Raw genomic sequence first — 15,565 nt, forward strand, 5'->3', positions numbered from 1 at the left:
TCAGCGAAGCGAAATACCCAGTAGGGCGTCGACGGCATCGGCGAACTCGCCGGGTGCCTGCGTGTCGGATCCGCCGCCCTCGATGGCGCGGCGGGCCCAACCGTCGAGCGCGTCGAGCGCCTTCGGGGTGTCGAGATCGTCGGCCAGGTGCTGACGCAAACGCGCAACAGTGTCAGTGGCTGCCGGCGCAGAACCGAGAGCCGCGGCCTCGCGCCACACCTTCAGGCGCGACTGAGCATCCGCGAGGACCTGATCAGTCCACGCGCGATCCTGGCGGTAGTGGCCGGACAGCAGTCCGAGACGGATTGCCGCTGGGTCCACCCCCTCACCGCGCAGCTTGGAAACGAAGACCAGGTTTCCGCGACTCTTCGACATCTTCTCGCCGTCGAGACCGATCATGCCGGTGTGCACGTAGTGCCGCGCGAAACGGCGATCACCCGTTGCCGATTCGGCATGCGCGGCCGAGAACTCGTGGTGCGGGAAGATCAGATCGCTGCCACCGCCCTGGACGTCGAAGCCGGAGCCGATGCGGTTGAGTGCAATGGCCGCGCATTCGATGTGCCAGCCGGGGCGCCCCGGCCCGAAGGGTGAGGGCCACGAGGGCTCGCCCGGACGCTCCGCACGCCAGACAAGTGCGTCGAGCGGATTGCGCTTTCCGACGCGATCGGGATCTCCGCCGCGTTCGGCAAAGAACTTCTCCATCGTCGCGCGGTCGTAGCCCGACTCGTAGCCGAACTGCTCGGTCGCGTCGGCACGGAAGTAGACGTCGGGGAACTCCGCGTCGTCGACGATGTACGCGGCGCCGGACGCCACGAACTTCTCCACCAACTCGACTACTTCGTTCACCGATTCGACGGCGCCGATGTAGTCCTTCGGCGGAAGCACACGCAGCGCTTCCATGTCCTCGCGGAAGAGTGCCGTCTCACGCATGCCGAGGACGATCCAGTCCTCGCCGTCGCGATTGGCTCGCTCGAACAGCGGGTCGTCCACGTCGGTCACGTTCTGGACGTAGTGGACATCGTGTCCGGCGTCGCGCCAGATGCGGTTCACGAGGTCGAACGTGAGGTACGTGGCCGCGTGGCCGAGGTGGGTGGCGTCGTACGGGGTGATGCCGCAGACGTACATCGTCGCCTTCTCGCCCGGGGTGACGGGGCGAACCTGACGGTCGGCTGTGTCGTACAGCCGCAACGGCGGCCCCTGACCGGGAACGGACGGGAGTGCGGTATCGGACCAAGACTGCATGCTGCCGAGCCTAGTGGAGACTGCTCTGAGGCTGGGAAGGTGCTGGCTGATCCTGCTCTGGTTCGGGCGTCGACGCGAGCTTGCTCGGCCACCAGATCTTCTGACCGATGTCGTAGGTCAAGGCCGGGACCAGCAAGGATCGGACGATCAGAGCGTCGAGCAGGACACCGAACGCCACGATGAACGCGATCTGGGCGAGGAACAACAGCGGGATCACCGCCAACGCCGAGAAGGTTGCTGCCAGAACAACTCCGGCAGATGTGATCACCCCGCCGGTCACCGTGAGTCCCCGCAGAGCGCCCGCCCTGGTGCCGATCTTCAGCGCTTCCTCACGCACCCTCGTCATGAGGAAGATGTTGTAGTCGATTCCCAGAGCCACGAGGAACACGAACGCAAAGAGCGGGACCACCGGATCCGCGCCGGGGAAACCGAAGATGTGGTCGAACACCAGCGACGAAATGCCCAGTGTCGCAGCAAACGAGAGCACAACGGTGCCCATGAGAAGCAGCGGTGCGAGAAGCGAACGCAGCAAGAGCGAGAGAATCACGAACACCACGATGATCACCACGGGAATGATGAGTGTCCGGTCCCGTGTCGAGGTGGTCTTCGTGTCGAGGTCGGTCGCAGTGACGCCACCGACCAATGCGTCGGCGCCCTCCACTGAGTGAACTGCATCACGCAGTCGCACGATGGTGTCTTCGGCCTCGAGCGAGTCGGCAGCGTCAGTCAACGTCGCCTGCAGGGAGACTCGCCCGTCGACAACCAGAGGCGCTCCCCCGTTCTGCACGACGCTTACGTCGCTGACACCCTCCACGCGACTGACTGCCGCAACGGCATCCACTTGGTCTGCATTCGCGATGACCACGGCCGGTGAACCCGAACCCGCGTCGAAGTGCTCGCCGAGAATCTCCTGGCCTGCAACCGAATCGACATCGAGCAAGAAGATGTCGGACGACGAGACACCGCTGGCTTTGAACTGCGGCATCATCATCGCGAAGATAACCAGCACCAGCGTCGACGCCACCCAGAAGCGGCGCGGATGCCTACCGATTCGAGCAGCGAGCCCGGCCCAGAACCGGTGATCGTTCGCCTCGTCGTGGTGCTCGCGGTCGGCATCGAACTTCGGCTTGGTCGGCCAGTACGCCGTCCTCCCGAACAGAACCAGGACAGCAGGTAGGAAGGTCATCGATGCGAGGAAGGACGCGGCGATACCGATGGCGGCCACCGGACCGAGTCCGCGGTTCGAGTTCAGGTCGGAGAGCAACAGGCACAGAACGCCCGCGATGACCGTTCCTGCAGACGCTGCGACAGGTTCGAGCGTCGCGCGCCACGCAGTGCGCATTGCTGCGTACTTGTCCTTCTCGATCCGCAATTCTTCCCGGTAGCGAGAGACCAGCAGTAGCGCGTAGTCGGTGGCGGCACCGAACACGAGGATGAACAGGATGCCCTGGCTCTGACCGTTCAGTGCGATGACGTCCGCGTCCGCGAGCAGATACACGAGCAAGCTCGACAATCCGAGTGCGAAGATCGCCGAGAAGATCACCACGAACGGCAGGATCGGGCTTCGGTAGACGATGATCAGGATCACGATCACGACGGATCCGGCTACCAACAACAGCAATCCGTCGATACCGGCGAATGCTGCCGACAGATCCGCAACCTGCCCAGCGGGGCCGGTGACCTTGACTGTCAGTCCGTCAGGGCTCGACTCCAGCGCCGCGCGCAGCGCTTTCACGCTGTCCTTGACTTCGAGGGTGCTGTCGACCGGCAGGAACATCTGGAGTGCCTGGCCGTCGGCCGACGGGATCGGCGGCGATGAGGCGTCGCCGAATCCTTCGGTACCGACAAACGAATCGACGGTCTGGGAAAGGAAGGTGGAGTCGGCGGGCTCGAGGCCACCCGGTCGTTCCGCCACGATGATGGCCGGCACGAAGCGCGTGTCCGTGAAGCTCTCTTGAAGCTTTGCCACCTCGGTCGCTTCGGCCGACGCGGGCAGGAACGACGTGTTGTCGTTCTGCTGCACCGTGCTGAGCTTTCCGGCGAACGGACCGCCGAATCCTCCGATTGCCAGCCAGCCGATCACGAGGAGAGCTGGCACAATCCATCGAAGGCGACGAACAGGACGATTTTGTACTGGTGTGCTCACTGGGTCTCCAGGGATCGGCAGCAGAGGACTTGCCGACTATTTTGTTCAGCATGCTGAGTAATTGCAAACGGAAGGCAGAAAAATGAGCAGCGACGGCCTGGACGACTGGCCCACCGGCCGGCTGTTGTCCACCGCTGCACGCCTGGTGGAGCACTCGTGGGAGAAGGTCTTGCGGTCTCAGGACATGACGCACGCGGGCCTGATCGTGCTCCACTCGATCGCCGGTGGGGCGGCGTCTCAACGCGACATCGCGAAGAACGCCCGCGTCACCGATCAGACGATGAGCCGCACGATCGACCGTCTCGAACGAGCGGGTTACGTCACTCGTGACACCGATCCGAGGGACGAGCGTCGGCGCGTGATCGCGATAACCGACGCCGGAAGACTGACGTACGAGCGACTACTGACGCTCGAGAAGGAAGATGCGGCGTTGACCGTCGGCGTCGGGGATGTCGCCGCGCTGCGCGAACAACTACTGCGATTGGTTCGCTCACCCGGATTGACGGCAACTCGCGAACAGCAGGAAACGTCTCGCGACTAGAAGGCCGGCCAGGGAATCGTTCGATGGCCGTTCGGCTCAGGCATCACCGCGGACTCGGCGAACTGCATCGCCCGCACCGCCAAAGCCACGATCTCTTCCTCGGTGATCAGTTCGGACAACTCGTCGCCGAGATCCCCGTCGAGAGTTGTCGCGAATTCGGCGACGTCGGCGATCAAAGCACCGGGTACGGGCTGCCCGGCCCACCCCCACAACACCGTCCGCAGCTTGTTCTCCGAGTGAAGACAGATTCCGTGATCAACGCCGTACACCGAGCCGTCGACGCCCTCGAGGGCGTGACCACCTTTACGGTCGGCATTGTTGATGAGGACGTCCAGAACGGCCATTCGCTGCAGCCGTGGATCGTCCGCATGGATCAGAGAGACTGGTTCACCCTCCGAGTCGAAGGCCTGCAGGACCTCGAACCACCCCGGCGGAACGTTGTCGGGACTGCACAGGTCCACCATCTCGAGTCCACCAGATCCATCCGCGCGGCGATCGACGGTGTCGATCCATCGCTGCACCATGCCTGGACCGAAGGGGCCGTCCCGCAACACTGTTCGCGGAATCACTCCCCAACCCAGCGCCTCGGACACGCGGTACGACGCGACCTCACGCCCCGCCAGAGTGCCGTCCGGGAAATCCCACAGTGGGCGTTCACCCCGGACCGGCTTGTAGACCACGCGGGTGGACTTCTCCCCCAGAGTTGACTCACATACCAGCGTGGCGTTGCTCGCCGTGGTGATCTGACCGATCAGAGTCAGATCACCCTCGAGCAGCACGTCCGGCACACCAGGTTCGGACACGACGTCAGACCTCGTCGTCGTCTGCGTCGTCGATCGCGAAACCGAAGGACTCGCCGCGTCGGTACCCATTGGTGCGGATGCAGACGTGCCCCTCGGGCGCCAACGGTTCACCACACAGCGGGCACGGCGCGCGTCCCGCCGCGATGACGCGTTCGGACCGCAGCGAAAACTCGCGCGCTTGCTCCGGAGTCAGGAACACACGGACTGCGTCCGGACCGTCGTCGGCGTCGTCGAGGACAACCGATTCGTCGAACTCCGTCTCGCTGACGGCAAGCAGCTCCACGACGACCGCCCCGGCATCGGCGTCCCAACCGAGCCCCATCGTGCCGACCCGGAACTCCGCGTCGAGTGGTGTGACCAGCGGGCTGAGGTCGGAGACGTCGTCGGCTTGTGGCGGAACCTCGGTTCCGAAGCGTCGATGCACCTCTTCGAGGAGTAAGCCCATGCGATCGGCGAGAACCTGAACCTGCTGCTTCTCGAGCAGCACACTCACCACCCGTGATTCGTGCACGGCCTGGAGATAGAAAGACCTGTCACCGGGTTCGCCCACCGTTCCTGCGACAAATCGGTCAGGAGTGCGAAATACGTGAATCGCGCGCGACATTGCACCTCCTCGAGTTCGAGCAGAACATCACTGAATACCCATTATCCGTCACAGCTCACGCACCGACCTCTCCGCCGGGGACGGACTCCTGCGCGGGAGCCGAACCGTTGGTCGCGGCCTTCGCTGCACCGATCGCGGCGAGCACGTCTCCGGTGTCGTTGACGCGAAGAACGAACGGCAGTGTCGCCGTGTAGCGAATCACACTGACCGAGGCGGGCTCGGCGACGATGCGCTGGAACGAATCGAGATGCATCGCAAACGCGTCGGCGAGAACCGATTTGATGACGTCACCGTGCGTGCACGCGATCCAGACGACGTCCTTGCCGTGTTCTTCGGCCAGCCGTGCGTCGTGCTCTCGGATCGCGGCAACGGCTCGCGCCTGTACCTGGGCCAGCCCTTCACCGCCGGGAAACACTGCACCGGAAGCGTGGCGCTGCACCACTTTCCAGAGCGGTTCTTCCAAGAGTTCCTTGAGCGGGCGACCCGTCCAGTCGCCGTAATCGACCTCGATGAGGCGATCCTCGACCACCGGCGTCAGACCACGGTCGACGGCAATGGGGCCGACCGTCTGCTCACACCGCAACAGCGGCGAGCGGACGATCTCCGCGATGTCCAGACCGACCAGCCGATCGACGACGCCTTCGGCCTGTTTCCGGCCGTGGTCGTCGAGTTCCACACCCGGCGTTCGACCGGCCAGGGTATGGGCAGTGTTGGACGTCGACCGCCCGTGCCGCAGTAGGACAACTGTCATTCCACAACCCTAATGGGGCGGTGGCCGCACGGACGGGTGGTCGACGTCGAAACGGGCCCTATGTCGCGGACACGACCCCTGTGGCCAGCAACGCAAGGACGACTACGCCGAGAGCGATTCTGTATCCGACGAACCAGTACATGGAGTGATCGACAACAAATCGAAGCAGCCAGGCGATCGCTGCGTAACCGACCGCGAAGGCGATGACGGTTGCCACCAGCAACTGCGGACCGCTCGCGTTCAGACCCTCACCGGCCGGCTCGAAGGCATCCGGGAGGCTGAACAAACCGGAGGCGAGAACTGCCGGAATCGCCAACAGGAACGAGTAACGGGCTGCGGCCTCACGGGTGAGTCCGAGGAAAAGGCCGGCACTGATCGTGCCACCCGAACGTGAGACACCCGGGATGAGCGCGAGCGCCTGAGCCGAACCCATGATGATGCCGTCGCGCGCTGTGAGCGATTCGATCGGGCGCGTCTTGCGTCCGTAGTACTCGGCAGCAGCGATGACGAGCGCGAACACGATCAGCATCGTGGCAATCAGCCACAGATTGCGTGCGCCGGTACGGATCTGGTCTTTGAAGAAGAACCCGAGGATGCCGACCGGGATGGTGCCGATGATGACGTACCAGCCCATCCGGTAATCGAGATCGCCCCGGTGCTCGGCATTGAACACACCTCGGAACCAGGCAGTGATGATCCTCACGATGTCGCGTGCGAAGTAGATCAGGACCGCCAACTCGGTGCCGAGCTGCGTCACCGCGGTGAACGACGCGCCGGCGTCACTGCCGAAGAATATCTCCGACACGATTCGCAAATGTCCGGAAGACGAGATGGGCAGGAACTCGGTCAAGCCCTGCACGAGGCCCAGGATCACGGCCTGGAGCCAGGTCATCGCTTCGCCCATCACTCACCGATCCCGGCTGATTCGAATGGGGTTACTGCACACAGGTTTCGTGTGTCGGGTTCACGTTTCACCGGCGCCACGCTACCGGGGCCCACGGCGCCGCGCCGCTCCCGGCACGTCCGTGTCCGAATACCCCGACTCGAGGCGAGCGCCTACTAGTCTGCACGTGGTGAGATCTCTCGGGTGCCGCACTTGCGCACACGAGTCGGGCGCGAGATGCAGGCGGTTATGAAGCACAGATCTGTCGGAACGAGCGGACTTCGGGTCTCGCGACTTGGGCTCGGCACACTGACATGGGGACGCGACACGGACGGCGACGAGGCTGCTGCGCAGCTACTCGCGTTCGCCGAGGCCGGCGGAACCCTGGTCGACACCTCGCCCGCCTACGGCGCCGGTGCGGCGCAACGAATCCTCGCCGAGTTGCTCGACGACGTCGTTCCACGTGACGAACTCATCATCAGCTCGAGCGCCGGCATCGACCCCACACCGATCGGCACCGACCGCGTCGACTGCTCGCGGCGCGGATTGCTCCGCCAGCTCGACGCGACTCTTCGTGAACTCGGAACCGACTTCCTCGACATGTGGCAGGTCGCAACCTGGGATCCGCTCACGCCTGTCGACGAGGTTGCAGCAACCCTCGACTACGCCGTCTCGAGCGGCAAGGTGCGGTACGTCGGAGTTCGCGGCTACCTCGGCTGGCAGCTCGCGACGGCCGTAGGAGCCGGTGGCGCAACAACACTCGCCGCGACGCAGGCCGAGTACTCGTTGCTCGCACGCGGCGTCGAGGAAGAATTGTTCGCAGCGGCGGCCCATCACGGCGTCGGAGTGTTCGCCGCAGTACCCCTCGCGGGCGGTGTGCTGACCGGCAAGTACCGCGACGGCATTCCAGTCGATTCCCGCGGCGCCGACGAAGCACATTCGCAGGATGTGCAGAGCTATCTGACCGATTCCTCGATCCGGGTGGTCGACGCAGTCGTTACCGCTGCCGACGGTCTGGGTACTTCCCCACTGGCGGTGGCACTGGCCTGGGCGCGCGATCGCGCCGGGGTGGCCAGCGCCGTCGTCGGCACGCGTGATCTCGCCCAGTTGACAGGAGTACTGGCAACCGAAGAATTGGAACTTCCGAAAGCGATTGCCGCGGCTCTCGACGATGTGAGCGCTTGATCTGTCCCGCTGATCGAAATACCGGAGGTATCGTGTTGGCGAGGGCAGGCTAACCTAGTAGGCAACGCTTGACTACAGCCTCAGGAGAATCAATGACCACGCTCGACGTAGACAGCCTTTCCGCAGACGCAGGCCCAGCCTTCTCCGAACGAATCAAGACCGAGACGGACGCAGCACACCGCAAGACGGAGCAGTCGCGATTCGTAGGCGCACTTCTCGGCGGTGAGCTGACCACGGCTGGCTACGCCGCACTTCTGGGACAGACGTACCTCGTCTACACGAGCCTCGAAGAGGCCGGCCGCACACACGCCGACAACGAGTTGGTCGCCCCGTTCCTGTCCGAGGATCTGTTGCGCGTGGCTTCACTCGAGGCCGATCTCGAGTTCCTCGGCGGACCGAACTGGCGCGACGAACTCGTGGCACTGCCGGCAACCGAGCGCTACATCGCCCGCCTGAAGGAGGTGGCGTTCGACTGGCCTGCCGGCTTCGTCGCACATCACTACCTTCGGTACATGGGCGATCTCTCGGGCGGACAGATCATCCGCCGGATGCTCGAACGCGCCTACGGATTCGAGACCGACGGACTTCGCTTCTACATCTTCGAAGGCATCCCCAAGCCGAAGCCTTTCAAGGACGACTACCGCTCGAATCTGGATGCACTGCAGATTCCCGCCGAGGAACAGCAGCGTTTCATCGACGAGGTGAATCTGGCGTACCGCCTCAACGGCGACCTGTTCGCCGACCTCGAAGGCGACATCGAGAGCTACCTCGTCAAATGATGAAGCGCTTGGCCGCGGCGGCTCTGGTCGCAGCAGCCGGTTTCGGTCTGGTGGCTTGCGGGTCCAGCGACACTTCGACGACATCTCAGGGTGCCAGGACCGCGGTACTCGAAGATTCCAGCCCGGTTCCCGTGTCCGACAACCCGACCGCGACACTGCCCGTGACGGTGAAGAGCTTCGACGGCGTCGACGTGACCATCACCGACAACAGCCGGATTGTTGCGGCCGACCGCTACGGGACGCTCGCGACGACGACGGTGGCGCTCGGCCTCGGTGACAATCTCGTCGGCCGCGACACCGCCGCCAAGTTCCCCGCGGTCGCGGACGTGCCGGTTGTCACGGTCGGCGGCCAATCGCTCAACACCGAGGCAATTCTCGACCTCAATCCCACCGTTGTTCTCACCGACACCAGTATCGGGCCCAAGAGCGTCCAGGATCAGCTGCGCGCCGCCGGTGTTCCCGTCGTCTTCTTCGATCCGACCCGAACACTCGAGGGTGTGCCAGGACAACTCCAGGCCGTCGCCGACGCGCTCGGCGTCCCTGCCCAGGGCGCGGCGCTGGTCGACCGGACCGAATCGGAAATCGCTGGAGCTCGTGACCTGGTCCCCACCGAGGGCGATCCACTGAAAATCGCATTCCTCTACATGCGCGGATCGGCCATCACCATGATCGGCGGTGAAGGGTCCGGAGCAGATTCCTTGATCGAGGCACTCGGCGCCACCGATGCAGGAACCGCCTCGGGCATCACACAACAGTTCGTGCCCATCACCAGCGAAGCGCTCATCGCCGCAGCGCCTGACGCCCTGCTGATGATGACGGACGGATTGGCATCGATCGGCGGAATCGACGGCCTCGAAAAGGTCCCTGGCATCGCTCAGACGCCGGCTGGAAAGAACAAACGAGTAGTCGACATGGCGGACGGTGTACTGCTCAGCTTCGGGCCGAACACCGGACGCGTCATGGCGGCACTCGCCGAAGCGATCTACGAGCCCGGTGGATCGTGAGCAAAGATTCGTGAGTGCTGATTCGTGAGTACAGAGACAGGTAGTTCCGAAGCAGGTAAGACTGTGTCCGCAGCCGAGGATTCACACGACGTCGGGGGCGCCGACAAGTCGGCGTCTGGCCCCGCGTCGCGGTCGCGGGTGAGTGCGGTTCTGGTCAGCTTGACTCTCGCCCTGGTGATCGTCGCGGTACTGTCGGCGTGCATCGGCCAAGTTCCGACGTCGCCTCTCGAGGTTTTGGGCAGCATCCTGCATCGCATCGGGCTCGACCTCGGTCCGATGCCCGCCCATCCCAGCGGTGAAGTGACTTTGTGGGAGGTTCGTTTCCCCCGCGTCGTGCTCGCCATCTGTGTCGGCGCGGCGCTGGGATGTTCCGGTGCGCTCCTGCAGGGTGTGTTCTCCAATCCGCTCGCAGAACCCGGAGTGATCGGAGTGTCTGCGGGCGCGGCAGTTGGCGCGAGTGCTGTCATCGTCGTCGGGGGAACGTTCGTGGCCGGCTGGGCCGTTGCTGCGGCTGCGTTCGTCGCCGGGCTGGTCACCACCGCGGCGGTCTACCTTCTGGCTCGGCACGAAGGCCGAACCGAAGTAGTGACGTTGGTGCTGACGGGCGTCGCGATCAACGCGTTCGCCGGCGGGCTCATCGCGTTCTTCACCTTCGTCGCCAGCCCGTCCGCTCGCGATCAGATCGTGTTCTGGCAACTCGGCTCACTCAACGGCGCTTCCTGGAACGCAGTCCTGATCGTGGCGCCGATGACCGTCGTCGGGATCGCCGCGACCATGATGATCGCCCCACGTCTCGACCTGCTGGCGCTCGGTGAACACGCGGCCCGTCATCTGGGCGTCAACGTCGAACGGCTTCGCCAGTTCGCGGTACTGATCGTCGCTCTCTTGGTCTCGGCGAGTGTTGCCTTCACGGGAATCATCCTCTTCGTCGGCCTGGTCGTTCCGCACCTGATGCGCATTCTCGTCGGACCTGGCCACCGCGCGCTGATTCCGGCGAGCGCCCTCGCCGGCGCACTGGTTCTGCTTGTCGCAGATCTGGGCTCGCGGTCGCTGATCGACAACGCAGACCTGCCCCTCGGAATGCTGACCGCTCTGGTGGGCGGCCCCTTCTTCTTCTGGCTTCTCCGACGCACGCGCGCGCAACAGGGCGGGTGGGCATGAGCAGCCTCGTAAGAAACTGGCGCGAACTGTTCGGCCGCGTCACCCCCGAACCGAAGAGCCCAGCCGTCGGTGATGTCACCCTCGAGGCGCGCGACATCACCGTCGAACGCGGTGGTCGGCAGATTCTGGAAGGCGTGTCCATCGAAGTCCGGGCAGGCGAGCTAGTCGTTCTCGTCGGACCGAACGGCGCCGGTAAGTCGACTCTTCTTGCGGCGTTGGCCGGTGATCAGCCCGTCATCGCTGGGCGGGTGGACGTTGACGGCACCGACCTCACTCAGTGGTCGCCGATCGACATGGCGCGCCGACGCGCGGTGCTCCCCCAGAAACACACCATCGGATTTTCGTTCAGCGCTCGCCAGGTGGTTCGTATGGGACGTGCGCCATGGACCGGAACTCGCCGAGAAGACCGCGACGGCGCTGCTATCACCGCGGCGATGAAGACCTGCGATGTCGAGGGGTTCGCCAATCGGCCGTTCGCCGTGCTGTCCGGCGGCGAGCAAGCGCGGGTCGCGCTGGCCCGGGTACTGGCACAGGAAACGTCGACCATCCTGCTGGACGAGCCGACTGCAGCTCTCGACCTCGGACACCAGGAAGCGGTGATGTCCGTGGCGCGCGCTCGCGCTGCGGACGGCGATGCCGTCGTCGTCGTTTTGCACGACCTCGCGTTGGCAGCGGCGTACGCGGATCGGATCGTCGTGCTCGAAAACGGCCGCATCGCCGCTGACGGTCCCCCGGAATCGGTGTTGCACGAAGAGCTTCTGACCCGCGTCTACGGTTATCCGGTCGAGGTGTTCCCGCATCCGACAACCGGAGCAACCCTGGTCATCCCGCGCCGAGAATTCACCGAACAGAATCGATGATCGATCCCAGCCTGTTCAGGACGGCTCTCACCGTCGGCAGGCTGCGGCCGTCTCCCTCGCGAACTCCGTCACCGGGACCGGGCTGTGACCAATCAGCCTCCGTGGACAGAACTGCGTCGCGGACCACACCGGCGATGCTTCGCTCGTCGGTCAGATCGATGTCGGTCACCGATCGCTCCGCGGTGGCGACAACGTCTGCAGGGGTCGGCACACTGTGCTCGCAGTATTCGCCGTATACCTCGACGAACAGCATGCTCTTTCGTACGCGGAACGCGAAAGTTCGACCGTCGGACCTGCCGAAACCGTGTGCATGGGCGCCGACGGTGAGGTCCTCGATCTCGAAGCCCGGCCGCGCCGGTTCGGGCGACTGCGCGCCGGAATCGGTGGGTTCTGTGGGAATCACAATGATCTCCTCGGTGATTGCAGCGTCAACCGCAATCGCTGTTCGTACGGTATCGCGTCAAGGGTGTGAGCGGAATGGTCGGTAGTTCCTCGACGCGATGAACGGCGCCCGACTGCGATCAGGGATGATCGATGACAGTCGCACTGCGTGAAGAACAGATGACAAGAAAAAGAGGAACTACACATGGCTCGCCTAGGGATCCGCACCACTGCAGCAGCAATGGGGGCGGCGGTTCTGCTGGTCACAGGATGTTCTTCCGGAGATGGCGGAGACGACCTCATCACGATCGATCCCGCAACGGCAGCGGTCTCACCGGCCACCACCAGCACCCCGGACGGCGTGGTTCACCCGTATTCAGGTCTGATCGATTCCATCACATTCGACCCGATCACGCGCAGCGCTGTTCTGGTTGCCAACGACCCACGATCGGTGTTGGTCGTTCCTTCGGACAGTTTGGCCGGCGCCGACCCCGCCTCTGCAGGTCGTCCGACAGCCCTGGATTCCGACGTACGCGACGTTTCGATCGGCTCTGACGGTAGCGCTCTTCTGTCGATGGATCGCCAGGTCGTGAAGCTGAATCTGACTTCGGGCGAACGGACGTCCATCCCGGTAGACGGGCAGGCGAATTCAGCGGTCGAACTCAACGACGGCCGCATCGCGATCGGCACGGACAATGGTTCAGTTCACATCGTCGACCCGAAGACCGATCAGTCACAGACGGTTTCGGGATTCGCATCCGTCGACGAACTCGCGGTCACCGGCGACAACCTGAGCGCCCTCGATCACCGTCAGACCTCGCTGACGGCGATCAATCTCGAAGACGGCAAACTCGGCGTCGCTCTTCGCGCCGGTGAGGGCGCAACTCATCTGGCCACCGATCGCTTCGGACGCATCCTTGTCACCGACACCACCGGGAACGAACTGCTCGTCTTCACTGCCGATCCGCTCCTGTTGCACCAGCGCTACCCCGTCGGCGAGTCGCCATACGCCGTCGCCTACGACGAGGCCGCGGATCGGGTGTGGGTGACACTGACCGCGACCAATGAAGTGGTCGGCTTCGATCTGTCGTCCGGCATCCCCGTGGAGACCGGACGGTTCAAGACGGTGCGACAGCCGAATTCGTTGGCCGTAGACTCTTCCAACGGCAATCTGATCGTCGGATCGGCAACCGGTGACGGGCTGCAGGTCATCCCGTCACGGGAGAACTGATGGAAAAGCGTACGCGCGGGATCCCCGCGCAGTGGGAGACGTCGGACGACAAGTTCGACTATGTGCCCCTTCGACTACCGCCGAATGTTTCGCGGGTCACGGCGTCGATGCGTCTGGCGATCTCCGCCGAGTTCGGCGGATGGGAACTCTCCCGAGTCCGTCTCTACCCCGACGGCAGTCGTCGCGTGCTCCTCAAGCGAAAGAAGACGCCGCTGCACGTGACCGATCCGGACGGCATTCAGCACTGATCGTCCAACAGACGACCAGGGCCCGCCGCTGTCGAAACCGCTGACAAAATCACACCATCGAAGAGCTGGAGAATCGTGTACCAACTGCTGCTGAGCCTGATGTTCCGGGTCCCACCGGAACGCATCCACCACATTGCCTTCACCGCGATGAAACTGGTGACACGGTTCGCTCCCCTTCGCTGGCTGGTCGCAAAAGTCCTTGTCGTCGACGACCCGGTTCTGCGGAGTCAGGCATTCGGTCTGACGTTCCCGGCACCTCTCGGCCTCGCCGCAGGATTCGACAAGGACGCCACCGGCGTCGACGCCTGGGGCCCGTTGGGATTCGGTTTCGCCGAGGTCGGAACAGTGACGGCCCAGGCTCAGCCCGGTAACCCCGCGCCGCGTCTCTTCCGTCTTCCGGCCGACCGCGCTTTGATCAACCGGATGGGCTTCAACAACCACGGCGCTGGTCACGCGGCGAATTTCCTGCGACAGCGCCGCGTCACGGTCCCGATCGGTGCCAACATCGGCAAGACCAAGATCGTCGAAGCCGCCGACGCCGCTGCCGACTACACCGCCAGCGCGCAGCTTCTGGGTCCGCTGGCCGACTTCATGGTCGTGAATGTCAGCTCGCCGAACACGCCCGGACTCCGTGATCTGCAGGCCGTCGAATCACTGCGCCCGATCCTGCAGGCCGTGCTCGACACCGTCAGCGTGCCGGTACTGGTGAAGATCGCGCCCGACCTCTCGGACGAGGACGTCGACGCGGTCGCCGATCTGGCAATCGAACTCGGGCTTGCCGGAATCGTCGCGACCAACACCACGATCCGTCGCGACGGTTTGAAGACCCCGGACGCCGAGGTAGCTGCACTCGGCGCAGGCGGGCTGTCCGGTGCACCGGTCGCCGAGCGCTCACTCGAAGTACTTCGGCGCCTGTACGTCCGAGTGGGCGACAAGATGACCATCATCTCGGTCGGCGGTATCGAGACGGCCGATCAGGCGTGGGAACGGATCCTCGCCGGCGCGACACTGGTGCAGGGATACACCGGCTTCATCTACGGCGGACCGTTCTGGGCTCGCAGCATCCACAAGGGGATAGCCAAGCGGGTCCGCGCAGCGGGTTTCTCGTCGATCGCCCAGGCTGTGGGAGCTGAGAACCCTCGCTAGAAACTGCTGTGCGCCTTTATTAACCGCCCGCGGTTAATAAAGGCGCACAGCATAGTGACTATTCGACCTCGAACGTCCCGGTCAGGGTTGCACGCGCAATCGCGTGATGGAACACGTTGAAACCGAGGAACGCCGGCGACGAATCAGGGGTGACTCCGTCGAGCGCCTCCACGTCGAGGGCATGCACCGCGACGATGTAGCGATGCGGACCGTGCCCGGGAGGCGGGCCTGCACCGATGAAACCGAACCCACCACCGTCGTGGCGGAGGGTGACGGTTCCGGCGGGCAGGACATCGCTGTCCGCCGCGCCGGCACCGGCGGGGAGCTCGGTGACGGAAGCGGGGATGTTCGCCACGGCCCAGTGCCAGAACCCCGACGCAGTCGGTGCGTCCGGATCGAACACCGTCACGACGAAGCTCTTCGTCTCGGCCGGAAAGCCGGACCACGAGAGCTGCGGTGAGATGTCTTCGCCACCGGGGACACCGAAGGCTCCACTGGCCTGAGCAAGCTTCAGCGGCTGGCCCGCAGTGATGTCGTCACTGGTCAGCTCGAAACTCGGCAACTTCGGCAATGGTTCGTACGGATCGTGCGCCATGCGAA

17 protein-coding genes are annotated in these 15,565 nt (G+C 64.3%); 9 read left to right on the top strand and 8 right to left on the bottom strand.

The genetic code is table 11. The features are described 5' to 3' along the window. Entirely contained in the window at window positions 1-1,242 is a 1,242-nt protein-coding gene (gene mshC, locus ACVZUB_RS15455) for a cysteine--1-D-myo-inosityl 2-amino-2-deoxy-alpha-D-glucopyranoside ligase (protein ID WP_058038814.1), read from the bottom strand. 10 nt (window positions 1,243-1,252) lie between these two features. After that, the gene (locus ACVZUB_RS15460) at window positions 1,253-3,388 is read right to left on the bottom strand and encodes an MMPL family transporter (protein ID WP_125051104.1); all 2,136 of its coding nucleotides are present in this window, start codon (window positions 3,386-3,388) and stop codon (window positions 1,253-1,255) included. Window positions 3,389-3,470: 82 nt separating this feature from the next. Between ACVZUB_RS15460 and ACVZUB_RS15465 the strand changes: the two genes are divergently transcribed. After that, a complete protein-coding gene (locus ACVZUB_RS15465; protein ID WP_042450996.1) occupies window positions 3,471-3,929 on the top strand; it encodes a MarR family winged helix-turn-helix transcriptional regulator in 459 nt (152 codons plus the stop codon). On the opposite strand, the gene ACVZUB_RS15470 is transcribed toward ACVZUB_RS15465, so the two are convergent. The 4 genes from ACVZUB_RS15470 to ACVZUB_RS15485 are packed head-to-tail and all read right to left on the bottom strand — an operon-like array spanning window position 3,926 to window position 6,991. Next, on the bottom strand, window positions 3,926-4,732 hold the full coding sequence (locus ACVZUB_RS15470) for an SCO1664 family protein (RefSeq protein ID WP_482627497.1): 807 nt from the start codon (window positions 4,730-4,732) through the stop codon (window positions 3,926-3,928). The two genes, ACVZUB_RS15465 and ACVZUB_RS15470, sit on opposite strands and share 4 nt — an antisense overlap. 4 nt (window positions 4,733-4,736) lie before the next feature. Then, complete coding sequence (locus ACVZUB_RS15475; protein WP_003946200.1) at window positions 4,737-5,336, bottom strand: DUF3090 domain-containing protein; 600 nt, start codon at window positions 5,334-5,336, stop codon at window positions 4,737-4,739. Window positions 5,337-5,391: 55 nt separating this feature from the next. Next, window positions 5,392-6,087 (bottom strand): histidine phosphatase family protein, encoded by a 696-nt coding sequence (locus ACVZUB_RS15480; protein ID WP_003946173.1) that lies wholly within the window; start codon window positions 6,085-6,087, stop codon window positions 5,392-5,394. 58 nt (window positions 6,088-6,145) lie between these two features. Next, window positions 6,146-6,991: an undecaprenyl-diphosphate phosphatase gene (locus ACVZUB_RS15485; RefSeq protein WP_030537531.1), complete on the bottom strand. Its 846-nt coding sequence runs from the start codon at window positions 6,989-6,991 to the stop codon at window positions 6,146-6,148. Window positions 6,992-7,219: 228 nt separating this feature from the next. Here ACVZUB_RS15485 and ACVZUB_RS15490 point away from each other — a divergent pair, with 228 nt between their 5' ends. The 5 genes from ACVZUB_RS15490 to ACVZUB_RS15510 all read left to right on the top strand — a co-directional run bounded on the left by ACVZUB_RS15490 (window position 7,220) and on the right by ACVZUB_RS15510 (window position 11,959). After that, a complete protein-coding gene (locus ACVZUB_RS15490) occupies window positions 7,220-8,155 on the top strand; it encodes an aldo/keto reductase (RefSeq protein WP_003946175.1) in 936 nt (311 codons plus the stop codon). Between the two features lie 92 nt (window positions 8,156-8,247). Beyond that, window positions 8,248-8,934: a biliverdin-producing heme oxygenase gene (locus ACVZUB_RS15495; protein ID WP_054187388.1), complete on the top strand. Its 687-nt coding sequence runs from the start codon at window positions 8,248-8,250 to the stop codon at window positions 8,932-8,934. After that, window positions 8,931-9,938: a heme/hemin ABC transporter substrate-binding protein gene (locus ACVZUB_RS15500; RefSeq protein WP_042450998.1), complete on the top strand. Its 1,008-nt coding sequence runs from the start codon at window positions 8,931-8,933 to the stop codon at window positions 9,936-9,938. Before ACVZUB_RS15495 ends, ACVZUB_RS15500 begins: the two co-directional genes overlap by 4 nt. Before the next feature lie 63 nt (window positions 9,939-10,001). Continuing rightward, window positions 10,002-11,099, top strand: a complete 1,098-nt coding sequence (locus tag ACVZUB_RS15505) for a FecCD family ABC transporter permease (protein WP_030537529.1) — start codon at window positions 10,002-10,004, stop codon at window positions 11,097-11,099. Beyond that, window positions 11,096-11,959: a heme ABC transporter ATP-binding protein gene (locus ACVZUB_RS15510; protein WP_007733386.1), complete on the top strand. Its 864-nt coding sequence runs from the start codon at window positions 11,096-11,098 to the stop codon at window positions 11,957-11,959. Before ACVZUB_RS15505 ends, ACVZUB_RS15510 begins: the two co-directional genes overlap by 4 nt. Here the strand turns inward: ACVZUB_RS15510 and ACVZUB_RS15515 are convergent. Then, on the bottom strand, window positions 11,940-12,362 hold the full coding sequence (locus ACVZUB_RS15515) for a hypothetical protein (RefSeq protein WP_007733387.1): 423 nt from the start codon (window positions 12,360-12,362) through the stop codon (window positions 11,940-11,942). The two genes, ACVZUB_RS15510 and ACVZUB_RS15515, sit on opposite strands and share 20 nt — an antisense overlap. Window positions 12,363-12,545: 183 nt before the next feature. On the opposite strand from ACVZUB_RS15515, the gene ACVZUB_RS15520 reads away from it, so the two are divergent. The 3 genes from ACVZUB_RS15520 (at window position 12,546) to ACVZUB_RS15530 (ending at window position 14,965) form a co-directional block, all read left to right on the top strand. Next, a complete protein-coding gene (locus ACVZUB_RS15520; protein WP_081557902.1) occupies window positions 12,546-13,571 on the top strand; it encodes a YncE family protein in 1,026 nt (341 codons plus the stop codon). Next, a complete protein-coding gene (locus ACVZUB_RS15525; protein ID WP_003946171.1) occupies window positions 13,571-13,819 on the top strand; it encodes a DUF5703 family protein in 249 nt (82 codons plus the stop codon). Before ACVZUB_RS15520 ends, ACVZUB_RS15525 begins: the two co-directional genes overlap by 1 nt. A gap of 75 nt (window positions 13,820-13,894) precedes the next feature. Beyond that, window positions 13,895-14,965 (top strand): quinone-dependent dihydroorotate dehydrogenase, encoded by a 1,071-nt coding sequence (locus tag ACVZUB_RS15530; RefSeq protein ID WP_054187384.1) that lies wholly within the window; start codon window positions 13,895-13,897, stop codon window positions 14,963-14,965. A 58-nt stretch (window positions 14,966-15,023) separates the two neighbouring features. Here ACVZUB_RS15530 and ACVZUB_RS15535 read toward each other — a convergent pair whose 3' ends face one another. Continuing rightward, a complete protein-coding gene (locus ACVZUB_RS15535; RefSeq protein WP_054827756.1) occupies window positions 15,024-15,560 on the bottom strand; it encodes a YbhB/YbcL family Raf kinase inhibitor-like protein in 537 nt (178 codons plus the stop codon). Window positions 15,561-15,565: the final 5 nt, after the last annotated feature.

The organism is Rhodococcus sp. OS5 (assembly GCF_056837585.1).